This is a genomic window from Pseudomonas sp. GT1P32 (assembly GCF_054897805.1).
In genome coordinates, this window is the sequence record NZ_CM142704.1 from 3537662 (window position 1) to 3560950 (window position 23289).

22 protein-coding genes and 2 tRNA genes are annotated in these 23289 nt (G+C 57.9%); 3 read left to right on the forward strand and 21 right to left on the reverse strand.

Annotation, left to right across the window (positions count from 1 at the left end):
* Positions 1-4: 4 nt before the first annotated feature.
* The 10 genes from nusA to rlmE form a co-directional block, all read right to left on the reverse strand.
* The gene (nusA, locus tag ACYZUC_RS16280; protein WP_008024459.1) at positions 5-1486 is read right to left on the reverse strand and encodes a transcription termination factor NusA; all 1482 of its coding nucleotides are present in this window, start codon (positions 1484-1486) and stop codon (positions 5-7) included.
* A 47-nt stretch (positions 1487-1533) separates the two neighbouring features.
* Positions 1534-1992, reverse strand: coding sequence for a ribosome maturation factor RimP (gene rimP, locus ACYZUC_RS16285; protein WP_032828556.1), 459 nt, complete (start codon positions 1990-1992; stop codon positions 1534-1536).
* Between the two features lie 138 nt (positions 1993-2130).
* Positions 2131-2207, reverse strand: a tRNA-Met gene (locus tag ACYZUC_RS16290).
* A gap of 96 nt (positions 2208-2303) precedes the next feature.
* Positions 2304-2389, reverse strand: a tRNA-Leu gene (locus tag ACYZUC_RS16295).
* A 22-nt stretch (positions 2390-2411) separates the two neighbouring features.
* Positions 2412-2795 carry a preprotein translocase subunit SecG gene (gene secG / locus ACYZUC_RS16300; protein ID WP_461996719.1) on the reverse strand — a complete coding sequence of 128 codons (384 nt, stop codon included), beginning with the start codon at positions 2793-2795 and terminating at the stop codon, positions 2412-2414.
* A 4-nt stretch (positions 2796-2799) separates the two neighbouring features.
* The gene (gene tpiA, locus ACYZUC_RS16305) at positions 2800-3555 is read right to left on the reverse strand and encodes a triose-phosphate isomerase (RefSeq protein WP_461989306.1); all 756 of its coding nucleotides are present in this window, start codon (positions 3553-3555) and stop codon (positions 2800-2802) included.
* Between the two features lie 66 nt (positions 3556-3621).
* Complete coding sequence (gene glmM / locus ACYZUC_RS16310) at positions 3622-4959, reverse strand: phosphoglucosamine mutase (protein WP_461989307.1); 1338 nt, start codon at positions 4957-4959, stop codon at positions 3622-3624.
* Positions 4960-4975: 16 nt separating this feature from the next.
* On the reverse strand, positions 4976-5827 hold the full coding sequence (gene folP, locus ACYZUC_RS16315) for a dihydropteroate synthase (RefSeq protein WP_192227692.1): 852 nt from the start codon (positions 5825-5827) through the stop codon (positions 4976-4978).
* A gap of 8 nt (positions 5828-5835) precedes the next feature.
* Positions 5836-7746: an ATP-dependent zinc metalloprotease FtsH gene (ftsH, locus tag ACYZUC_RS16320; RefSeq protein ID WP_032828773.1), complete on the reverse strand. Its 1911-nt coding sequence runs from the start codon at positions 7744-7746 to the stop codon at positions 5836-5838.
* Positions 7747-7948: 202 nt separating this feature from the next.
* Positions 7949-8578, reverse strand: coding sequence for a 23S rRNA (uridine(2552)-2'-O)-methyltransferase RlmE (gene rlmE / locus ACYZUC_RS16325; protein ID WP_461989308.1), 630 nt, complete (start codon positions 8576-8578; stop codon positions 7949-7951).
* 105 nt (positions 8579-8683) lie between these two features.
* Here rlmE and ACYZUC_RS16330 point away from each other — a divergent pair, with 105 nt between their 5' ends.
* Entirely contained in the window at positions 8684-8992 is a 309-nt protein-coding gene (locus tag ACYZUC_RS16330) for a YhbY family RNA-binding protein (RefSeq protein WP_007942889.1), read from the forward strand.
* Between the two features lie 9 nt (positions 8993-9001).
* Here the strand turns inward: ACYZUC_RS16330 and ACYZUC_RS16335 are convergent, their stop codons facing one another.
* The 8 genes from ACYZUC_RS16335 to grpE all read right to left on the reverse strand — a co-directional run bounded on the left by ACYZUC_RS16335 (position 9002) and on the right by grpE (position 19466).
* On the reverse strand, positions 9002-9406 hold the full coding sequence (locus ACYZUC_RS16335) for an MFS transporter (protein WP_461996720.1): 405 nt from the start codon (positions 9404-9406) through the stop codon (positions 9002-9004).
* Positions 9407-9434: 28 nt separating this feature from the next.
* The gene (gene greA / locus ACYZUC_RS16340; RefSeq protein ID WP_028623125.1) at positions 9435-9911 is read right to left on the reverse strand and encodes a transcription elongation factor GreA; all 477 of its coding nucleotides are present in this window, start codon (positions 9909-9911) and stop codon (positions 9435-9437) included.
* Entirely contained in the window at positions 9908-13129 is a 3222-nt protein-coding gene (carB, locus tag ACYZUC_RS16345) for a carbamoyl-phosphate synthase large subunit (protein ID WP_461989309.1), read from the reverse strand. The genes greA and carB overlap by 4 nt, the downstream gene beginning before the upstream one ends.
* 118 nt (positions 13130-13247) lie before the next feature.
* A complete protein-coding gene (carA, locus tag ACYZUC_RS16350) occupies positions 13248-14384 on the reverse strand; it encodes a glutamine-hydrolyzing carbamoyl-phosphate synthase small subunit (protein WP_461989310.1) in 1137 nt (378 codons plus the stop codon).
* A gap of 258 nt (positions 14385-14642) precedes the next feature.
* A complete protein-coding gene (gene dapB / locus ACYZUC_RS16355; protein ID WP_461989311.1) occupies positions 14643-15449 on the reverse strand; it encodes a 4-hydroxy-tetrahydrodipicolinate reductase in 807 nt (268 codons plus the stop codon).
* 9 nt (positions 15450-15458) lie between these two features.
* On the reverse strand, positions 15459-16583 hold the full coding sequence (dnaJ, locus tag ACYZUC_RS16360; RefSeq protein WP_008029785.1) for a molecular chaperone DnaJ: 1125 nt from the start codon (positions 16581-16583) through the stop codon (positions 15459-15461).
* Positions 16584-16880: 297 nt separating this feature from the next.
* Positions 16881-18797: a molecular chaperone DnaK gene (dnaK, locus tag ACYZUC_RS16365; protein WP_392885230.1), complete on the reverse strand. Its 1917-nt coding sequence runs from the start codon at positions 18795-18797 to the stop codon at positions 16881-16883.
* Positions 18798-18899: 102 nt separating this feature from the next.
* Complete coding sequence (gene grpE, locus ACYZUC_RS16370; RefSeq protein WP_008029789.1) at positions 18900-19466, reverse strand: nucleotide exchange factor GrpE; 567 nt, start codon at positions 19464-19466, stop codon at positions 18900-18902.
* Between the two features lie 241 nt (positions 19467-19707).
* Between grpE and recN the strand changes: the two genes are divergently transcribed.
* Positions 19708-21381 carry a DNA repair protein RecN gene (recN, locus tag ACYZUC_RS16375; protein ID WP_007942901.1) on the forward strand — a complete coding sequence of 558 codons (1674 nt, stop codon included), beginning with the start codon at positions 19708-19710 and terminating at the stop codon, positions 21379-21381.
* 75 nt (positions 21382-21456) lie between these two features.
* Here the strand turns inward: recN and fur are convergent, their stop codons facing one another.
* On the reverse strand, positions 21457-21861 hold the full coding sequence (gene fur / locus ACYZUC_RS16380) for a ferric iron uptake transcriptional regulator (protein WP_003197684.1): 405 nt from the start codon (positions 21859-21861) through the stop codon (positions 21457-21459).
* Positions 21862-21958: 97 nt separating this feature from the next.
* Between fur and ACYZUC_RS16385 the strand changes: the two genes are divergently transcribed.
* Complete coding sequence (locus ACYZUC_RS16385; RefSeq protein WP_008029791.1) at positions 21959-22486, forward strand: outer membrane protein assembly factor BamE; 528 nt, start codon at positions 21959-21961, stop codon at positions 22484-22486.
* 61 nt (positions 22487-22547) lie between these two features.
* On the opposite strand, the gene ACYZUC_RS16390 is transcribed toward ACYZUC_RS16385, so the two are convergent.
* The gene (locus ACYZUC_RS16390; protein WP_461989312.1) at positions 22548-22862 is read right to left on the reverse strand and encodes an RnfH family protein; all 315 of its coding nucleotides are present in this window, start codon (positions 22860-22862) and stop codon (positions 22548-22550) included.
* Entirely contained in the window at positions 22855-23289 is a 435-nt protein-coding gene (locus tag ACYZUC_RS16395) for a type II toxin-antitoxin system RatA family toxin (protein WP_461989313.1), read from the reverse strand. The genes ACYZUC_RS16390 and ACYZUC_RS16395 overlap by 8 nt, the downstream gene beginning before the upstream one ends.

A 23289-nucleotide genomic window follows, 5' to 3' on the forward strand; every position in this document is an offset into this window, starting at 1 on the left:
CTAATTACTCGAACCAGTGGGCTCGGGCGGCCATGATCAACTTGCCGGCACGATCATCGTCAATGCCGTCGATGTCGAGCAGGTCGTCAATAGACTGCTCGGCCAGGTCTTCGCGGGTAATTACGCCGCGCACCGCCAGTTCCATCGCCAAATCCTTGTCCATACCCTCAAGCGAGAGCAGGTCTTCGGCCGGATGGGCGTCTGCCAGCTTTTCCTCAGTAGCGATGGCTTTGGTCAACAAACGATCCTTGGCACGAGCGCGAAGCTCGTTGACGGTTTCTTCGTCAAAGCCGTCGATGTTGAGCATTTCTTCCAACGGTACGTAGGCAATCTCTTCCAGGCTGGTGAAGCCTTCATCTACCAGCACCTGTGCCAGGTCTTCGTCGACTTCCAGCTCGTCGATGAAGTTGCGCAGGATGTCGCCGGTTTCTGCTTGCTGCTTAGCCTGGATGTCCGATTCGGTCATCACGTTCAGGGTCCAGCCAGTCAACTGGCTAGCCAGACGCACGTTCTGACCACCGCGACCGATGGCCTGAGCCAGATTGTCTGCGCCAACGGCGATGTCCATTGCATGGGCATCTTCGTCAACGATAATTGCCGCAACCTCAGCCGGGGACATGGCGTTGATTACGAACTGAGCCGGGTTGTCGTCCCACAGGACGATGTCAACACGCTCGCCGCCCAACTCACCCGACACTGCCTGGACGCGCGAACCGCGCATACCGATGCAAGCGCCCTGTGGGTCGATGCGTTTGTCCTTGGAGCGGACCGCGATCTTGGCGCGCGAACCCGGGTCACGGGAGGCAGCCATTACTTCGATCAGGCCTTCAGCGATTTCCGGCACTTCGATGCGGAACAACTCGATCAGCATTTCCGGCGCGGTACGCGACAGGATCAACTGCGGGCCGCGGTTCTCGGTGCGGATTTCCTTGAGCAGCGCACGCAGACGCACGCCAACCCGGAAGGTTTCGCGAGAGATGATGTCTTCACGAGCCAGCAACGCTTCAGCGTTGTTGCCCAGGTCGACGATCACATTGTCGCGGGTCACTTTCTTCACGGTGCCGGAGATGATTTCCCCCAGGCGCTCGCGATAGGCGTCAACGACTTGAGCGCGCTCGGCTTCGCGAACTTTCTGCACGATGACTTGCTTGGCAGTCTGTGCAGCAATGCGGCCGAACTCGATGGATTCGATTTTTTCTTCGACTACGTCACCAACCTGGGCGCCAGGATGCGTTTCGGCAACCTTGCTCGGCCAGGTTTCGATGGCCGGATCATCCAGGTCTGCTTCTTCGACAACCGTCCAGCGACGGAAGGTCTCGTAAGCACCGGTGTGGCGATTGATTTCCACACGCAGATCGACTTCGTCCTCGAAACGCTTTTTGGTAGCAGTGGCCAGAGCCAGCTCCAGCGCTTCAAAAATTACGTTTGCCGGTACGCCCTTTTCATTGGATACCGACTCAACAACCAGCAGTACTTCTTTGCTCATCGTACGCCTCGCCTTTCGCAAGCCATTGGATCCGCGGGATCCGCGTCTCAGTCAAAACTGGGAATAATGTTGGCCTTGTCGATCATATCGATCGGCAACAGGAACTCATGGTCTTCTACCTGCACCACGACGTCCTGCTCTTCTACACCGCGCAGAAGGCCCTGAAAGTTGCGTCGCCCTTCAAAAGGCGAGCGCAGCCTGATCTTCACTTGTTCACCGGCAAATTTTGCAAACTGCTCAATAGTGAACAGCGGGCGTTCCATGCCAGGCGAGGAAACTTCAAGGGTGTACTCAACGGCGATTGGATCTTCAACATCCAGGACACCGCTGATCTGACGGCTGACGATGGCGCAATCGTCCACCAACACGCCGCCTTCTTTATCAATATAAACGCGCAACATTGAGTGGCGACCTTGAGCCGAAAACTCAATACCCCAGCATTCATAGCCTAGGGCCACGACCACCGGGGCCAACAAGGCCTGCAACTCTTCTAGCTTGCTCGACACCTGAACCCCCTCGTGCATGTATGTGCATGCTATGCAAAATAAAAAAATGGGCGAAACGCCCATCCTTGAAACGCCGTCGAACAGCGGCGTAGAAAGTGTCCAGCTAACAAAAAGCCCCTTAAAAGGGGCTCCTTAAACTGGTTGCGGGGGCCGGATTTGAACCGACGACCTTCGGGTTATGAGCCCGACGAGCTACCAGACTGCTCCACCCCGCGACAAAGCTGGGGCGGAAGTATACGACCGATCCCTGACAGGGTCAATGTAACCTTCCACCTACAAGAAAGCCCGCAACAGCGGGCTCTCCTGATAATTGGTACCGAGAAGGGGACTCGAACCCCTACACCCTATGGGCACAACCACCTCAAGGTTGCGTGTCTACCAATTCCACCACCTCGGCAATACTACGTTTGAAACCCTTCTTACTTTTGCTCTTGAGCTGGAGGTACGTCAGTCGCTGGAGTAGCCGACTTTTGCTCTTGAAGCACCGGTACATCATCAGAAGCCGGTTTTTGCTTTGGAACTTCCAACACTGATGGATTTGGCAAACCTACTTGAGTCAGCTGGTGAGCTTTCTCTTTAGCAAAGTAACCTAACCCTAAGCTGGTTATGAAGAAACCGGCGGCAAGTATAGCAGTAAACTTACTAAGAAAGGTAGAGGAACCTTGGCTTCCGAACACAGTATTTGAAGCACCTGCTCCGAAAGACGCGCCAGCATCCGCACCCTTACCCTGCTGCAGCAATACCAGAGCAACTACGCCCAATGCACCCAGCAGATGAAAAACGACTACGACTGTTTCCAGCATTTTTTCAGTTTCCCGCGGCGCGACAAATCGCACCGAACTCATCTGCATTCAGGGAAGCTCCACCAATGAGCCCCCCATCGATATCCGGCATGCCGAACAGTTCGACCGCATTGGCCGCCTTCACGCTGCCGCCGTATAGAAGCCGCACACCTTGTGCGACCTCAGAATTCTCTGCCGCCAACTGAGCGCGAATGGCTGCGTGCACATCCTGCGCCTGTTGCGGCGAAGCAGTCAGCCCGGTACCAATGGCCCAGACCGGCTCGTAAGCAATGACTGCATTTGCAAAAGCACCAACACCCAGCTCCTCAATGATACTGCCAAGCTGACGCCCGACAACCTCAAGAGTTTTTCCAGCTTCGCGCTGCTCCAGGGTTTCCCCTATACACAACACTGGAATCAAGCCACATGCCTGTGCCGCTGCGAACTTGCGAATCAGCATTCCGTCCTGCTCGCCCATTATCTGGCGGCGTTCGGAATGCCCGACAAGTACAAAGGTACAACCTGCATCCACCAACTGACTCGGTGCAACTTCGCCGGTCAAAGCACCTTGCATGGATTCCACTGCAGAGTTCTGCGCGCCGACCGAAATCGACTTGCCTTTCAAACCATCAATCACTTGATTGATATGCAAGAAAGGCGGGAATACCGCGACATCAACACCGCTCGGCAAGGCCAAATGACTCAGGCCGTTGATCAGCTCAGCGACGCTGGCGCGGGTACCGTGCATCTTCCAGTTACCAGCTACCATAGGGCGACGCATGCTGTACCTCGTCGGTCAAAGTGGGCGCAGATGTTACCCAACACAATCATGGCTGGCAAGCCGAATTCAGGCAGAAACTTCAGTAACCAGTTTTGCCAGCTCTTCGGCGTAGCCGCGAACCTGTGTTTCGTCCTCGCCTTCGACCATGACACGCACCAACGGCTCCGTACCGGACTTGCGCAACAGCACGCGCCCACGCCCAGCCATGGCCTTGGTAACGCGCTCACTGGCCTCTTTGACCGACGGGTGATCCAGCGGGCTCGCACCGCCACTGAAACGCACGTTGATCAGCACCTGAGGGCACTTGCGCAGCGACTGACGGGCTTGAGCCAGTCCTTCGGAGCGAGTCTGCAATGCCATCAGCACCTGCAACGCTGCAATGATCGCATCACCGGTGGTGGTGTGATTGAAGCAGACGATATGACCCGAGTTCTCACCACCGACCAGCCAATTGCGCTCCAGCAGATCCGCGATCACATAACGGTCACCGACGTTGGCACGCACAAACGGAATCGACAGATCTGCCAGGGCCAGCTCCAGCCCCAGGTTACTCATCAATGTTCCGACCACACCGCCTTTCAGCAGATCACGCTCATGCAAGTCGCGGGCGATGATGAACAGCAGCTCGTCACCATCGACAACAGCACCCGTGTGATCGACCATCAGGACCCGGTCGCCATCACCATCGAACGCAATACCGAGATCTGCATGCTCGGCAAGAACGGCAGCCTGCAACTGACCCATATGGGTCGAACCGCAGTTGTCATTGATGTTCAAGCCGTTTGGCTGCGCTGAAAGCACGACAACGTCGGCGCCCAACTCGCGAAACACACTCGGCGCCACTTTGTAGGTCGCACCGTGAGCGCAATCGATCACGATCTTCAGGCCCGAAAAGCTGGTGCCGGTCGGTACGCTGCTCTTGCAGAATTCGATATAACGACCCGAAGCATCGTTGATTCGCGACACTTTGCCGATTTTGCTCGACTCAACCACGGTCATCGGGGTGTCGAGCAGCTCTTCGATCATATGCTCGACTTCATCCGGCAACTTGGTGCCCTTGCCGGAGAAAAACTTGATGCCGTTGTCATCGTGAGGATTGTGCGAGGCACTGATCACGATACCTGCTTCGGCATGGAACGTACGCGTCAGGTAGGCGATGGCCGGCGTCGGCATCGGGCCCAGGAGCATCACGTCGGCACCCGCCGAAGTCAGCCCGGCCTCGAGCGCCGATTCGAACATGTATCCGGAGATCCGGGTGTCCTTGCCTACCAACACTTTGCAGGCGCCCATTTTGCGGAACGCCATGCCCGCAGCCCAGCCGAGCTTGAGCATGAATTCAGGAGTAATCGGGTACACGCCGACCCGACCACGAATGCCGTCGGTGCCAAAATATTTCTTAGTCATAGGTGCTCCATCATTCTTATTCGGCTGATTCCACTGCGGCGATCATCCGCACCACATCGACGGTTTCGGCCACATCATGGACGCGCAATATACGCGCCCCCTTGAATGAAGCCAGCGCCGCGAGCGCCAAACCGCCATGCAGTCGCTCACCGACCGGGCGATTCAAGGCCTGACCTATCATGCTCTTTCGCGAAACCCCGACCAACAGGGGCCGCCCCAAGGCATGCAGGACTTCCATATGTTTGAACAAGCTCAGGTTGTGCTGCAAGGTTTTGGCGAAGCCGAAACCCGGATCCAGGATGATCCGCTCAGCCGGAATTCCGACTGACGCACACTGCGCCATGCGCTCGACAAGAAACTCGCCGACCTCTCGGGTGACATCCTGATAATGCGGATTGTCCTGCATGTCGCCCGGCTCACCGAGCATATGCATCAGACAGACAGGCAGGCCAGTGGCGGCGGCCGCATCCAGAGCACCCTCTCGACGCAACGAGCGGACGTCATTGATCAAACCCGCACCCAGCCGCGCCGCTTCACGCATGACAGCTGGAGTGGAAGTATCGACCGAGATAATTACATCCAGCTCGCGGTTGATGCGCTCGACAATCGGCGCTACGCGCTCCAGCTCTTCGAGCGGCGAAACCGCCCTGGCACCGGGCCGGGTCGATTCACCACCGACATCAATCAGCGTCGCGCCGGCCAGCACCATGGCCTCGGCGTGGCGCAGGGCCGCATCGAGCTGACTGTATTGGCCGCCATCGGAAAAGGAATCAGGGGTGACATTGAGAATGCCCATGACATGCGTCTGGGCCAAATCAAGAACCCGGTTGCCGCAAGGCAACCGGGTCGAGGACTGAACAGAAGTCATTTCAAACCTTAAACGTCAGCAGCCGGACCGCCGATCGGTGTTTCCGGACGCTCATCCTGTACCACCGGAGGCGTCCCGGAGGTACCGGTGCCGCCCGACCAGTCACGAGGTTCGCGAGGCGTACGACCCGCCATGATGTCGTCGATCTGATCGGCATCGATCGTTTCATACTTCATCAGGGCATCAGCCATGGCGTCGAGCTTGTCACGGTTATCCGTGAGGATCTGTTTGGCCGTGCCATAGCACTGGTCAATGATGCTGCGCACTTCGGAGTCGATAAGCTTGGCTGTCTCACCGGAGAAGCTTGCACTCTGACCACCGCCGCCGCGACCGAGGAACACCTCACCCTCTTCTTCGGCGTACATCAACGGACCGAGCTTCTCTGACAGACCCCACTTGGTCACCATGTTCCGTGCAATCTGACTGGCACGCATGATGTCGTTGGATGCACCGGTGGTGACACCGTCAAAGCCCAAAGTCATCTCTTCAGCGATACGGCCGCCGTACAGCGAACAGATCTGGCTGATCAACGCACGCTTGGACAGGCTGTAGCGATCTTCTTCCGGCAGGAACATGGTCACACCCAGCGCACGACCGCGCGGGATGATCGACACTTTGTAGACCGGATCATGCTCAGGCACGACGCGACCAACAATGGCATGGCCTGCTTCGTGATAAGCGGTGTTCTGCTTCTCTTTCTCGGACATGACCATGGATTTGCGCTCGGCGCCCATCATGATCTTGTCTTTCGCCAGTTCGAATTCTTTCATCTCGACGATGCGCTTGCCGGTGCGAGCGGCAAACAGCGAAGCCTCGTTCACCAGGTTGGCAAGGTCGGCACCGGAGAAACCAGGCGTACCACGAGCGATCACGGCCGGAGCGACGTCGTCACCCATTGGCACTTTGCGCATATGGACCTTGAGAATCTGCTCGCGACCGCGGATGTCCGGCAGACCGACAACGACCTGACGGTCGAAACGGCCCGGACGCAGCAACGCAGGGTCCAGTACGTCCGGACGGTTGGTTGCGGCGATGACGATGATACCGTCATTCATTTCAAAGCCGTCCATCTCTACCAGCAACTGGTTGAGAGTCTGCTCGCGTTCGTCGTGACCACCACCCATACCGGCGCCACGGTGGCGACCGACGGCGTCGATTTCATCGATGAAGATGATGCATGGCGCATGTTTTTTGGCTTGCTCGAACATGTCGCGAACACGGCTCGCACCGACACCTACGAACATTTCGACAAAGTCGGAACCGGAAATGGTGAAGAACGGCACCTTGGCTTCACCGGCAATTGCCTTGGCCAGCAAGGTTTTACCGGTACCCGGAGGACCGACCATCAGCACGCCGCGAGGAATGCGACCGCCCAGACGCTGGAACTTGCCCGGATCGCGGAGGAACTCGACCAGCTCGCCGACTTCTTCCTTGGCTTCGTCGCAACCGGCAACGTCAGCCAGGGTAGTTTTCACCTGGTCTTCGGAGAGCAGGCGCGCCTTGCTCTTGCCGAAGCTCATCGGCCCGCCCTTGCCTCCGGCACCGCCCTGCATCTGCCGCATGAAGAACATGAACACGGCGATGATCACCAGGATCGGGAAGCTCGCGACCAGCAGTTGAGTCCAGATGCTTTGCTGCTCAGGCTGCTTGCCTTCGACTACCACGTGGTTGTCCACGAGATCGCCGATCAGACCGTTGTCCTGGATCGCAGGACGAATGGTCTTGAAGCTGTCGCCATCGTTGCGTTTACCGGTAATCACATAGCCATCAACGGCTACGCGCTCGACCTTGCCATCCTTGACCTGCTGGATGAAGTCGGAATAGTTGAGGGTCTGCGGCTCGTTAGGGCTGGAGAAGTTGTTCATCACTGTCACCAGGACAGCCGCGATGATCAACCACAGGATCAGATTCTTTGCCATATCGTTCAATTAACTACCCTCTGAAGCAAGCGCCGCTAATGGCGCGCGCTTCGCATGATATTCACCGGCCTAACTTACTACATTACCTACAACACTGGCAGGCGCCGTCTGTAACCCTTTGTGAAACACTTCCTACACAATATTCGCTAATTCCCACAAGGCGAAATACGAAAAACCTATCGCCCCGCAAAAAAACCTCGATTTACTCACTACGACCGCGGTAGCCCCAAGCCAGCATGTATTGCTCGCGGGAACTGCCACGGGAAGAGTCCGGCTTGATCATCTGGACCTTGTCGAATTTCTGACGGGCGTCCTTCACGTAAGCATCAAACCCTTCGCCCTGAAACACCTTGATCACGAAATTACCACCCGGCTTGAGTATCCGAGCCGCCAGATCAAGAGCCAGCTCACATAGAAACATGGCTTTTGGCATGTCCACCTCAGGCGTACCACTCATATTGGGGGCCATATCGGAAATCACAAGGTCCACCTGCGAATTACCGACGGCTTCAAGGATCTGAGCGAGCACTTTGTCCTCGGTGAAGTCACCCTGGATGAAAGTCACGTCCGGAATGCTGTCCATTTCCAGGATGTCCGAGGCGATCAGACGCCCCTGACCACCGATCAGCCGACTAGTGACCTGCGACCAGCCGCCGGGGGCCGCCCCCAGGTCGACAACGCTCATACCCGGACGGATCAGCTTGTATTTCTCCTGGACCTCCAGAAGCTTGTAACTCGCACGCGAACGATAACCATCCTTCTGCGCCTGCTTCACATAGGGATCGTTGACATGTCTTTGCAGCCACTTAAGGCTTGTCTTGGAACGGGCCACTAGCCACCTCGAAAATAAAACGGGTCGTGATTAACTGGGCGGTCCCGGACTCGCTCGGGTAAACTGGCCGCCGCTTTTTACAAGATCAGACGCAGGGGTCAGATTATGCCGCTCACTCAAGAGCAGAAGAAACAGTACAAATCCATTGGCCACCATCTGAAACCAGTTTTGATTGTGGCTGACAACGGTTTGACTGAAGGTGTGTTAGCCGAACTTGAACGCGCTTTGGCGGATCACGAGCTGATCAAAATCAAGCTCAACATCCTCGATCGCGAATCGCGCCTGGCGTCCATTGCAGAACTCTGCAAGGTCGGCAAAGCGGATCTGGTTCAAGTCATCGGCAAGATGGCACTGATTTACCGCAAGAACTTCAGCGTCAACAAGCAGCTGTCGAACGTCCATCGCTTCAAGTGATGGCAAGGGTCAAGGGTGTGCTTCGCGCACCCTGCCACTCCATCCCGGCACCGGCTGCAAGACCAGCACCAGCCCGGAAAAGCCCAGAACAAGATAGCTGAACACTTGCCAACGCCCCGCATCCGGCCAAAACATGCGCACCGCGAAAAACATCGCGCACGCATACAGCGCCATCATCAGCAGTTGCCCGCGAATATCGCGCCATAGACTAGCAAGGCCCTCGGCCTGAACCAGCACCAAAGCCTGAAAAACTACACACGCAGAGGCGAAACCCACCATCAGCGCATTCAGCATGCCTGCAATTTCGTCGATCAGCAGCGGCGCCAGGCCAATTTGGCCCAGCACCGGCAGCAGACCAATGTGTAACAGCCACAGACCGCCAACCCACAACATCTGAGTCAGCTGCCAAAGCATGGCGCCCGCACGCAGCGGGCGCCTTCTTTCAGATGTGGCGAACTTCGACAATCTCGTACTCGATAACGCCACCCGGCGTTTTCACGGCAACCACATCACCCTCTTCCTTGGCAATCAAGGCGCGGGCCAATGGCGAACCTACCGAAATCTTGCCGAGTTTGAAGTCAGCCTCGTCCTCACCCACGATGTGGTAAGTGACGCGCTCATCCGTCTCGACGTTGGCGATTTCAACGGTGGTGCCGAAAATCACTTTACCGGTGTGAGGAATGCTCGTGACGTCGATGATGACCTGATTCTGAATCCGGCCTTCGATGTCGCGAATCCGCGCCTCGACCATACCTTGCTGCTCGCGAGCAGCGTGGTATTCGGCGTTTTCCTTCAAGTCACCCAATTCCCGGGCCGTACCGATGTCCTGGCTGAGCTTTGGACGGATGACCTTGGTCAGGTGAGCGTGTTCTTCTTCCAGGGCTTTCGCGCCCTGGACGGTCATTGGGTACTTGATCATGCCTTCAATCCTGCGTGTAGATCCTGCAAGCGGCGTACGGTCTTCTCGGGACCGAACTTCAGCGCTTCGCAGATGGCTTCGCCAGCAGCAATGGTGGTGGTGCAGTAGATCTTGTGCTGCAAGGCATTACGACGAATGGAGTACGAGTCAGCGATCGACTGGCGACCTTCGGTGGTGTTGATGATCAGGGTGACTTCGTCGTTCTTGATCATGTCGACCACGTGCGGACGACCTTCAGTCACCTTGTTCACACGGCGCACTTTCAGGCCTGCGGCTTCGATCAGCTTGGCAGTACCGGCAGTGGCAACCACTTCGAAGCCCAAGTTGATCAGATCACGGGCCACGCCTGCAACCAGTGGTTTGTCGTCGTCACGCACGCTGATGAACGCGGTACCGCCGGTCGGCAGCACTTCGCTGGCGCCCATCTGAGCCTTGGCGAACGCTTCGCCGAAGGTGTCGCCCACGCCCATCACTTCACCGGTGGACTTCATCTCTGGGCCCAGGATCGGGTCCACGCCAGGGAATTTGGCGAACGGGAAGACCGCCTCTTTCACGCTGTAGAAGTTCGGGATGATTTCTTTGGTGAAGCCGATTTCTTTCAGGGTTTTGCCAGCCATCACGCGAGCCGCGATCATTGCCAGGGAAACACCGATGCACTTGGACACGAACGGTACGGTACGGGAAGCGCGCGGGTTGACTTCGATGACGTAGATGTCTTCGCCTTGCAGCGCCAACTGAACGTTCATCAGGCCGACAACACCCAGTTCCAGGGCCATTTTCTTGACCTGTTCGCGCATCTCGTCCTGGATGTGTGCAGGCAGCGAGTACGGCGGCAGGGAGCATGCGGAGTCACCGGAGTGAACGCCGGCCTGCTCGATGTGCTGCATGATCGCGCCGATCACCACGTCGGTGCCGTCGCAGACCGCATCCACGTCCATCTCGATGGCGCAGTTGAGGAAGTGGTCAAGCAGCACCGGGCTGTCGTTGGACACTTTCACTGCGTCACGCAGATAGCGCTTGAGCTCTTCTTCTTCGTAGACGATTTCCATCGCGCGGCCGCCCAGTACGTAGGACGGACGAACCACCAGCGGGTAACCGATCTTGGCCGCGGCACGAATCGCTTCGTCTTCGCTGCGCACGGTGGCGTTTGGCGGCTGACGCAGGTTCAGACGCTCAACCATTTGCTGGAAGCGCTCACGGTCTTCGGCACGGTCGATGGCGTCAGGGCTGGTGCCGATGATCGGCACGCCGGCTTCTTCCAGGGCGCGAGCCAGTTTCAATGGAGTCTGGCCGCCGTACTGGACGATCACGCCTTTCGGCTTCTCGACCCGGCAGATTTCCAGCACGTCTTCCAGGGTTACTGGTTCGAAGTACAGGCGATCGGAGGTGTCGTAGTCGGTGGAAACGGTTTCCGGGTTGCAGTTGACCATGATGGTCTCGTAACCGTCTTCGCGCAGGGCCAGTGCCGCGTGTACGCAGCAGTAGTCGAACTCGATGCCCTGGCCGATACGGTTTGGACCGCCGCCGAGGATCATGATCTTGTCGCGGCCCGACGGCGCGGCTTCGCACTCTTCCTCGTAAGTCGAGTACATGTAGGCGGTGTCGGTGGCGAACTCGGCAGCGCAGGTGTCAACGCGCTTGTAGACCGGGAAGATCTCCAGCTTGTGACGGTGGCGACGCAAAGCTTTTTCGGTCACACCCAGCAGCTTGGCCAGACGCATGTCCGAGAAGCCTTTGCGCTTGAGCTTGAACATCAAGTCGCGGTCGATGCTGGCCAGACCCAGGGTCTTGACCTTCTCTTCTTCCTTGATCAGATCTTCGATCTGTACCAGGAACCACGGGTCGATCATGTTCATGCCGAAGATGTCTTCGACCGACAGGCCGGCGCGGAAGGCGTCAGCCACGTACCAGATGCGCTCGGCGCCCGGCACGGTCAGTTCGCGCTTGAGGATGCTCATGCTTTCCGGGTTGCCCAGGTCGAGTTTCTCGTCCAGGCCGCAAACGCCCACTTCCAGGCCGCGCAGGGCTTTCTGCAGGGATTCCTGGAAGGTCCGGCCGATGGCCATGACTTCACCGACCGACTTCATTTGAGTGGTCAGGCGTGCGTCGGCTTTCGGGAATTTCTCGAAAGCGAAACGTGGCAGCTTGGTGACGACGTAGTCGATCGACGGCTCGAACGACGCCGGAGTAGCGCCCCCGGTGATTTCGTTCTGCAGCTCGTCCAGGGTATAGCCGATCGCCAGCTTGGCAGCGATACGCGCAATCGGGAAACCGGTGGCTTTCGAGGCCAGGGCCGAAGAACGGGAAACACGCGGGTTCATCTCGATGACGACCATGCGGCCAGTGTCCGGGCAGATGCCGAACTGAACGTTGGAGCCGCCGGTTTCCACGCCGATCTCGCGCAGTACCGCCAGGGAGGCGTTACGCATGATCTGGTATTCCTTGTCCGTCAGGGTCTGTGCCGGCGCAACAGTGATCGAGTCACCGGTGTGCACGCCCATCGGGTCAAAGTTTTCAATGGAGCAGACGATGATGCAGTTGTCCTTCTTATCGCGGACAACCTCCATCTCGTACTCTTTCCAGCCGATCAGGGATTCGTCGATCAGCAGCTCTTTGGTTGGCGACAGGTCCAGACCACGGGCGCAGATTTCTTCGAACTCTTCACGGTTGTAAGCGATACCGCCACCGGTGCCGCCCATGGTGAAGGAAGGACGAATGATGCACGGGAAGCCCAGCTTCTCGAGCACTGCGTTGGCTTCTTCCATGCTGTGGGCGATACCCGAACGCGGGCAGTCCAGGCCGATGGATTTCATCGCCTTGTCAAAGCGCGAACGGTCTTCGGCCTTGTCGATGGTGTCAGCGTTGGCGCCGATCATTTCTACGCCGAACTTCTCCAGAACGCCTTCGCGCTCCAGGTCCAGTGCGCAGTTCAGTGCGGTCTGGCCGCCCATGGTTGGCAGCAGCGCGTCCGGACGCTCTTTCTCGATGATCTTGGCAACGGTCTGCCATTTGATCGGCTCGATGTACGTGGCGTCGGCCATGTCCGGGTCGGTCATGATGGTCGCTGGGTTGGAGTTCACCAGGATGACGCGGTAACCCTCCTCGCGCAGGGCTTTGCAGGCCTGGGCGCCGGAGTAGTCGAATTCGCAGGCCTGGCCGATAACGATCGGGCCAGCGCCGAGAATCAGGATGCTTTTAATGTCTGTACGTTTTGGCATGGGTTTGTCACTCAAATCCGCAGGTCAGTCGGCAAGCCGTCTTGTTCAATCTGTGAAGCCTTGAGGGGGCCGCCGGTGTCGGGACCGCCCTCAAGCTCTGCTGCATCAGGGCGAGCGATCAGCGTCGCTTGGCCATTTCGTTGATGAAGCGATCGAACAATGGCGCTACGTCGTTCGGGCCAGGGCTGGCTTCCGGGTGACCCTGGAAGCTGAAGGCGCTCTTGTCGGTACGCTCGATGCCTTGCAGGGTGCCGTCGAACAGCGATTTGTGAATCGCGCGCACGTTGGCTGGCAAGGTCGTTTCGTCCACCGCAAAACCGTGGTTCTGGCTGGTGATCATAACCACGCCGCTGTCCAGATCCTGGACCGGGTGGTTGGCACCGTGGTGGCCGTGACCCATTTTCAGGGTCTTGGCGCCGGAGGCCAGGGCCAGCAGTTGGTGGCCGAGGCAGATGCCGAATACCGGAATCTCGGTTTCCAGCACATCCTTGATCGCCTGGATCGCGTAGTCGCAAGGCTCCGGGTCGCCAGGGCCGTTGGACAGGAACACACCGTCCGGCTTCATCGCCAGCACGTCAGCGGCAGGCGTTTGCGCCGGCACCACGGTCACACGGCAACCGCGCTCGACCAGCATGCGCAGGATGTTGAGTTTGACGCCGTAGTCGTAGGCAACCACGTGGTACGGCAGCTCGGAAGCGTCGATAGTCGCGTGGCTGTCGGTTTTCAAGTCCCAGACAGTTGAGCGCCACTCGTAGGTTTCCTTGGTGCTGACGACTTTCGCCAGGTCCATGCCTTTGAGGCCCGGGAAGCCTTGAGCTGCGGCGATAGCCGCTTCTTCGGAAATGTTGTCACCGGCCATGATGCAGCCGTTCTGCGCGCCTTTTTCACGCAGGATGCGCGTCAGGCGGCGGGTGTCGATACCGGCGATGGCCACAACGTTGTTGGCTTTCAGGTAGTCGGACAGGGACATCGTGTTACGCCAGTTGCTCGCAACCAGTGGCAGGTCACGGATGACCAGGCCAGCGGACCAGACGCGGTCGGACTCGGCGTCTTCCGGCGTGGTGCCGGTGTTGCCGATGTGCGGGTAAGTCAGGGTAACGATCTGTTGGGCGTAGGAAGGATCGGTAAGGATTTCCTGATAGCCGGTCATGGCGGTGTTGAACACCACCTCTCCAACGGTTTGACCGTCGGCTCCAATTGCTTCGCCGCGAAAAATGCTGCCATCAGCAAGGGCGAGTATGGCTGGCTTAGTCAAGAAGACCTCCCGTAAATAAAGCCTGAAAGGGCGATCGCAGGTGTAAAAAAGCGGAGTGACGTATGGACACGTCACCCCGCTCATTCACTGAATTATTCTGCGCGCTTTTAGTGAACACACTAAAGCTGTAGCTTACAGAAAAAGGCATTTTTGGTCTACCGCCAATGAGCCTTAAAGGCCGGAGAATGCGACAGGACGTCGCTTGGCGTAATAAAACCGGGCCCAAACGCAATGCTGGAACCCGGTTTCGGCTGCATCTTAACGCAGGTCGAGCACGTCTTGCATGTCGTAGAGGCCAGGCTCACGACTGTCCAGCCACAACGCCGCACGCACAGCGCCCTTGGCGAAGGTCATGCGACTGGACGCTTTATGTGTGATCTCCAGGCGCTCGCCCTCACAGGCGAACAGCACGGTGTGATCACCGACCACATCACCGCCGCGCACAGTGGCAAAACCGATCGTTTCACGCTCGCGCACACCGGTGTGACCTTCACGCCCGTAGACCGCGACCTTCTGCAGGTCACGATCCAGCGCACTGGCAATCACCTCCCCCATACGCAGGGCAGTGCCCGAAGGCGCATCGATCTTGTGCCGATGATGAGCTTCGATGATTTCGATGTCGGCATCATCACCCAGCACGCGCGCAGCCATGTCGAGCAGCTTCAGCGACAGGTTCACGCCGACGCTGAAGTTGGCCGCGAACACGATAGGAATGTCCTTGCCCGCCTCGGCCAGCAACTGCTTTTGTGCAGCGTCGAGCCCCGTCGTGCCGATGACCATGGCTTTGCCCGCCTTGCGGCAGAACGCCAGGTTTTTCAGCATGACTTCCGGCAGTGTGAAATCGATCAACACATCGAATTCATCCGCGACCGCATCCAGGTTACCGGACAACGGCACACCGATACGCCCCAGCGAAGCCAACTCACCAGCATCCACGCCAATCAGCGTGCTGCCAGGGCGAACAATGGCGGCTGTCAGACCGGTCTGCGGCGCGCGTTGCTGCACCGCTTCAACCAGGATCTTGCCCATGCGGCCAGCGGCGCCCATCACAGCTATACGTCGCATGCTCACTCCTTACAGATCGCCGAAGAAGCGCTTCACGCCTTCGAACCAACCAGTGGTTTTTGGCGAATGGCTGTTGTCGTCTGCCAGGGAGCTGCGGAACTCTTCCAGCAATTCGCGCTGACGACGGCCCAGATTGACCGGGGTTTCCACCGCCACACGACACATCAGGTCACCGGCACCGCCGCCACGCACAGGCGCAACGCCTTTGCCGCGAACGCGGAACTGCTTGCCGGTCTGAGTCCCCTCAGGGATTTTCAATTTGACCCGACCATCAAGGGTCGGAATCTCCAGCTCGCCACCCAGCGCCGCATCGACGAAACTGATCGGCACTTCGCAGAACAAGTGCTTGCCGTCACGCTGGAAGATCGCGTGCTCGCGCACGTTGATCACCACGTACAGATCGCCCGTCGGACCACCCTGAGCGCCCGCCTCGCCTTCGCCGGACAGACGAATGCGGTCACCGGTGTCGACACCGGCCGGCACTTTCACGGAAAGGGTTTTGTACTCTTCGACGCGACCGTCACCGTTGCAGGAGTTGCACGGGTCGGAAATGATCTTGCCCTGACCATGGCAGCGCGGGCAGGTCTGCTGCACCGAGAAGAAACCTTGCTGCATGCGGACCTGACCAATACCGCCGCACGTCGGGCAAGTGACTGGCGAAGAGCCTTTCTTGGCACCCGAGCCATCGCACGGCTTGCAGTTGACCAGCGTCGGAACGCGGATATTCACGGTGGTACCGCGTACCGCTTCTTCCAGATTCAGTTCCAGGGTGTAACGCAGGTCGCTGCCGCGCTGAGCGCCGCCACGAGCACCGCCGCGACCGCCACCGAAGAAGTCACTGAAGACATCGCCAAAGATGTCGGAGAAGTTCTGACCGCCAAACCCGGCACCGCCGCCCCCCATGCTCGGGTCGACACCGGCATGACCGTATTGGTCGTATGCCGCGCGCTTGCTGGAATCGGACAGCACTTCGTAGGCCTCGTTGGCCTCCTTGAACATCTCTTCCGACGCTTTGTCATCGGGATTACGGTCCGGGTGGTGCTTCATCGCCAGGCGACGGTAGGCCTTTTTCAGGTCCGCTTCGCTTGTGCCACGCTCAACACCCAATACTTCGTAATAGTCACGCTTTGCCATAAGTCTTTGCACTCTTAAGGACGTTCGGCAAACCTCTCCTGAGCCCTGCCGAACTCGTTGAGCCCCAATACAGGCCCGGACCCAACTCACGTCAATTCAACGATCCTGGTCTTTGATTCATTGCGGTACTTTCGGCTCGAAAAGCAGGAGCATTCCCGGCCATACCACCAGCACACGAGCGTTGTCGCATGCTGTAAAAATTCGTGTACTCCAGACACGCCAACGCGGGAGCAGGCTCCCGCGCGGCGACATCCTACCAGTCACCGCCTAAAGGCAGTCAACCGGGCGACCAACAACTTACTTGTGGTCTTTGACTTCTTCGAACTCGGCATCGACAACGTCGTCAGCCTTTTCAGCTTTTTCGTCGTGCGGTGCCGCGCCTTCAGCAGGCTGGGCCTGTTCGGCGTACATCTTCTGCGCCACTGGAGCGGAGACTTTCGACAGCTCTTCAACCTTGGCTTCGATTGCAGCTTTGTCGTCGCCTTTAACAGCGGCTTCCAGAGCAACAACAGCAGCTTCGATTGCAGTCTTCTCTTCAGCAGTCACTTTATCGCCTGCCTCGGTGACCATTTTGCGAGTCGAGTGAACCAGTGCATCGCCCTGGTTGCGGGCAGTGGCCAGCTCTTCGAACTTGCGGTCTTCCTCGGAGTTCGCTTCAGCATCGCGAATCATTTTCTCGATCTCTTCATCGGACAAACCGGAGTTTGCCTTGATCACGATCGATTGAGCCTTGCCGGTGGCCTTGTCTTTGGCGCCTACGTGCAGGATGCCGTTGGCGTCGATGTCGAAGGTCACTTCGATTTGTGGCACGCCACGTGGTGCTGGTGGAATCTCGGCCAGGTCGAACTTGCCCAGGGACTTGTTCTGGGCGGCTTGCTTACGCTCGCCTTGCAGCACGTGAATGGTCACGGCGCCCTGGTTGTCGTCGGCAGTCGAGAACACTTGCGATTTCTTGGTAGGAATCGTGGTGTTTTTCTCGATCAGCGCGGTCATCACGCCACCCATGGTTTCGATACCCAGGGTCAGCGGGCTGACGTCCAGCAGCAGAACGTCTTTCACATCACCGGCCAATACGGCGCCCTGGATAGCAGCACCCATGGCAACGGCTTCGTCCGGGTTCACGTCTTTACGTGCTTCTTTACCGAAGAACTCGGTCACCAGCTTCTGAACCAGTGGCATACGGGTCTGACCGCCTACCAGGATCACGTCGTTGATGGCGCCAACGTCGATACCGGAGTCTTTCAGAGCGATGCGGCAAGGTTCGATGGTGCGTTGAACCAGGTCTTCAACCAGCGCTTCCAGCTTGGCGCGGGAGATTTTCACGTTCAAGTGCTTAGGACCGGTGGCGTCTGCAGTGATGTACGGCAGGTTCACGTCGGTCGACATGCTCGAAGACAGTTCGATCTTGGCTTTTTCAGCGGCTTCTTTCAGGCGCTGCATGGCCAGCGGGTCACCTTTGAGGTTCATGCCGCTTTCTTTCTTGAATTCGTCGACGAGGTAGTCGATCAGACGAATGTCAAAGTCTTCACCGCCCAGGAACGTGTCACCGTTGGTGGCCAATACTTCGAACTGGTGCTCGCCATCGACTTCAGCGATTTCGATCACGGAAACGTCGAAAGTACCGCCGCCCAAGTCGTAAACGATCACGGTGTGATCGCCTTTCGCCTTGTCCATACCGTAAGCCAGAGCGGCTGCAGTTGGTTCGTTGATGATACGTTTAACGTCCAGGCCCGCGATGCGGCCGGCGTCTTTGGTCGCCTGGCGCTGGCTGTCGTTGAAGTAGGCCGGAACGGTGATCACCGCTTCGGTCACTGGCTCGCCGAGGTAGTCTTCGGCGGTCTTCTTCATTTTCTTCAGAATTTCAGCCGAGATCTGTGGCGGCGACATTTTCTGGCCGTTCACTTCAACCCAAGCGTCGCCGTTGTCAGCCTTGGCGATTTTGTAAGGGACCATTTTGATGTCTTTCTGTACGACTTCTTCGTCGAACTTACGACCGATCAGACGCTTCACCGCATACAGGGTGTTGTGCGGATTGGTCACAGCCTGACGTTTGGCCGACTGACCAACGAGGATTTCGCCGTCGTTGGCGTAAGCGATGATCGACGGCGTGGTACGCGCGCCTTCAGCGTTTTCAATAACTTTGGCTACGCCGTTTTCAAGCACGGAGACGCAGGAGTTGGTAGTCCCCAGGTCGATACCGATAATTTTGCCCATGTTCACTCTCCCGAAACTTTGGATTTGGTTGCCGCAGCAGTGGTGGCTAACTGCGGTAGCACTTAAACGCTTGACTTCTAAATGGGGGCCTTGCGGCTAATTTCAAGCCTGCTCGTCAATCGAAGGCGAAACCGGTGCCGGTGCCTTGCTGACCACGACCATGGCCGGGCGCAGCAGACGACCATTGAGCTGATAGCCCTTCTGGAACACCTTGAGCACGCTGTTCGGCTCGACGTCAGCGCTTTCCTGCATGGCCATTGCCTGATGAAGAACGGCGTTGAACGGTTCGCCATGCGGATCGATCGCTTCCAGCTGATAACGCTTCAGGGTGTCCTGGAACATTTTCAGGGTCAGCTCGATGCCTTCGCGCATTGGGCGGATGCTTTCATCGTCCGGGTTGGACAACTCCAGGCCACGCTCAAGGCTGTCGATGATCGGCAGCAGATCACCGGCAAATTTTTCCAGAGCGAATTTGTGAGCCTTTTCGACATCCTGCTCGGCGCGACGGCGGACGTTCTGCAGATCGGCGGCAACACGCAAAGCCTGATCCTGCGCGCCTGCCAGTTGCTCTTCGAGCACTTGTACACGAGCCGCGAGGTCTTCACCCGAAGCCGCGGAGCCCTGGTTGGCTTCTTGATTTTGCGTATCCACTGTCTGTTCGTCAGCCATAGATTTCTCCTTTCAATATCGTCCGCGAGCTCAACTCGCGCTTCTGCCCAGCTATATGGGGCCGCAAAAATCAGCTTCAAGGGGTTTGTTGTGATTAACCCTACAAAAAACAGCTGCATTGTCATTTCCCGATGCGCTAACGATTTCGTCGGATCAAGCAAATCGAGCTAAGCGAGGGCATTGTCAGCCACAAATAAAACACTGTATAAATAACCAGACCTAAAGCCTGGGAGCGGCCTTTATGCTGGTGCACCTGTCCGTACACAATTACGCCATCGTTGAACATCTCGATCTCGAACTCGATCGCGGGATGAGTGTGATCACAGGGGAAACCGGCGCCGGCAAGTCGATCATGCTCGACGCCCTCGGCCTGACCCTGGGCGATCGCGCCGACAGTGGCGTGGTCCGCCCGGGCGCCGACAAGGCAGACATCCTGGCCACCTTCGACCTGGTCGATATTCCCGAAGCCAGCGCCTGGCTGGCCGAGCGCGACCTTGAAAGCGATGGCCCGTGCATCTTGCGCCGGGTGATCACCGCTGAAGGGCGCTCGCGCGGCTATATCAATGGCACGCCCTGCCCGCTTGGTGATCTCAAGGCCCTGGGCGAGTTGTTGATTGATATCCACAGTCAGCACGAGCACCAATCCCTGCTCAAGACCGATACTCACCGCCGCCTGCTCGACGAATACGCCGGCGCCACCGACCTTGCCCGCCAGGTGCAATTGGCCGCCCAACGCTGGCGCCAGACTCGCCAGGAGCTGGAGCGCCTCTCCAACTCCGGCGATGAACAACGCGCCCGCCATCAACTGCTCAGCTATCAACTCGAAGAGCTGGAAAATCTCGGCCTCGGCGACAACGAGCTGGAACAGTTGGAGCAGGAACACAAGAACCTGACCAACGCCGAAACCCTGCTGGGCATCTGCCGGCAAGTGGTCGAACAATGCAGCGAAAGTGATTCCGGCAATGTCCTGAACGCCCTGACCGCCAGCCTCAACCGCCTGTCGAGTGTGAACAACTCGATCGGCGCACTGGGTGAAGCCAGCAGTTTGCTGACCAGTGCACAGATCCAGGTTGAAGAGGCCGTGGGCGAACTGAATCGCTTCCTCGATAACTTCGATGCCGACCCGGCGCGCCTGCAGTACCTGGAAGAACGCCTCGATGCGATCTACACCATGGCGCGCAAACACCGCATCCAGCCGACCGAGGTCGCCGAGATGCAGCAACGCTTGCTGGATGAAATTGAAACCCTGAATGCCAATGATGAATCCATCGAGCGCCTGAGCGATGAACTGGCTTCTTATGCCCGCCATTATCAGGAGAAGGCTCGCGAACTGAGCGATTTGCGCCACCAGGCCTCCAGCAGCCTGGCCAGCGCCGTGGAGCAGGAAATCCAGCGACTAGGCATGCCCGGCGGCCGCTTTACCATCGAGTTGCGCCCCAACAGCAGCGATGAGCTGCTGCCTAACGGTCTCGAACAGGTAGAACTGCTGGTCAGCGCCAACCCCGGCCAGCCCTTGAAAGCTTTGGCCAAAGTAGCCTCGGGTGGTGAGCTGTCGCGGATCAGCCTGGCGATTCAGGTGATCACCGCACAGACCTCGCGCGTACCCACCCTGGTGTTCGACGAAGTGGACGTCGGTATCGGCGGCCCGACGGCCGAGATTGTCGGCCAGTTACTGCGTCGCCTCGGTGAGCGCGGGCAGGTGCTGACAGTGACTCACTTGCCGCAAGTGGCGGCGCAAGGGCATCAGCATCTATTTGTGCACAAGGTGCGTGGCGAAGAGGCGACCCACACGGCCGTCTCCAAGCTGAGCAAGAATGATCGCGTTGAAGAAGTCGCGCGGATGCTGGGCGGCATCGACCTCACCAAGGAATCCCTGGCGCACGCGAAAAAAATGGTCGTTACCGCAAAAATTTAAGAACGGCAGACAGCACGAAGGCGACCCTGGGGTCGCCTTCGTTCGTTTCGCGAATGTGAAATTCGCGCGACATGCTTACTTTTTCTTGCGTACGTACAGCACCAGATTGTGATCGACCATCTCGAAACCGTACTTGTCGACGATGGCTTTCTGCAGGCGCTCAATTTCTTCGTCGAAGAATTCGATCACTTCGCTGGTTTCGACGTTGACCATATGGTCGTGATGCTTGCCGTCATCCAGCTCGAAGACCGCATGGCCTCCGTCGAAGTTGTGCCGCACCACAAGGCCAGCTGCCTCGAACTGAGTCAGTACACGGTAAACCGTGGCCAGACCGACGTCCTCACCAGCCTCCATCAGCGCCTTGTAAACATCCTCGGCACTCATGTGGCGTTGCTCGGCGGAATCGAGCATTTGCAGAATTTTGACCCGTGGAAGGGTCACTTTGAGACCGGCTTTGCGTAGTTCGCTATTTTCAACCATGGTCAGCTTTCTCGCGATGCTGCTTCGCAGCTTCTCTTAATGCGGGTATGATCGGCGTTTACGTTGTCCCAGCCAAGATAGTGGAAGTCGCCCACCGATGCAAAACACCAAGCTCTTGCTAACCAGTTTCACCTTTGTGGGACTGCTCGCACTCGCCGGTTGTTCATTCCCCGGGGTTTACAAAATCGACATCCAGCAGGGCAATGTCGTCACGCAGGACATGATAAACCAGTTACGCCCGGGAATGACCCGTAAGCAAGTACGGTTTATCATGGGCAATCCCCTGTTGACCGACACGTTCCATGCCGATCGCTGGGATTATCTGTACAGCCTGCAACCCGGTGGCGGTGAACGCCAACAGGAACGCATTAGCGTTATCTTCAACCCAAATGACCAACTTGTCAGCCTCTCTGGTGATTTCATGCCAGGCGTGAGCCGGGACGAAGCCATTCTCGGCAAGGACAGTGGCACTAATGTGACCGCACCTGTTGAAAACGCTGAGAAGCCGAAACCGGAAAAACCGGTCAAGCCAGGTTCGTTGCTGGATCAGATCCAGAAGGACGTGGACGGCGTAGAAACCGTTCCAGTCCCGACGCCAGAACCGCTGGAAACCTCGCCGCAATAATTTGCGACGCAATAAAAAACCCGGAATGTCCGGGTTTTTTATTGCCTGGCATTTAACCAGGTCACTGGTTTCGGGCTTTTGCCTCGGCAGCCTTAGCCGCACGCAACCGGCGAACCTCTTTCGGATCGGCCAGCAAAGGCCGATAGATCTCAATACGATCCCCCGCCCGAACCTGGTGCGTGTCCGGATCGGCGATCACCTTGCCGAATATCCCGACAGGGCATTCGCCCAGATCCAGCTCTGGAAACGCTTCGCCTATTCCCGAATCAAGCAGCGCTGCGCGCACTGTTGTGCCTGCGGGCACCGTCACACCACGAAGCACCTGACGATCAACGGCGGCATACACCACCTCGACTTCGATCACGGGCTTAACCATGTATCTGTTTGGCGCGCTGGCAGAACGCATCGACGAGCGTATTGGCTGCCTGATTGAACAATGGCCCCAGGGTCGCGCGAACAATCGGCCCGGCGTAATCGAACGACAGGTCCAGGCTGATCTTGCAGGCCTTGTCGGTCAACGCCTTGAACACCCAAATGCCATGCAACTGCGTGAATGGGCCCTCCTCGAGATTCATCTCGATCGATTGCCCGGGGACCAGGGTGTTACGCGTCACGAAATGCTGACTGAGGCCACCCTTGGCCACGCCAACGCTCGCGCGCATGTACTCGGGAGAGCTTTCGAGGACTTCGGCCGACGAGCACCACGGCAAAAACTCCGGGTAGCGTGCCACGTCATTGACCAGGTCATACAGCGCTTGTGCCGGGTACGGCAGCAGAGCCGAACGTTGAATGTGTGTCGTCAT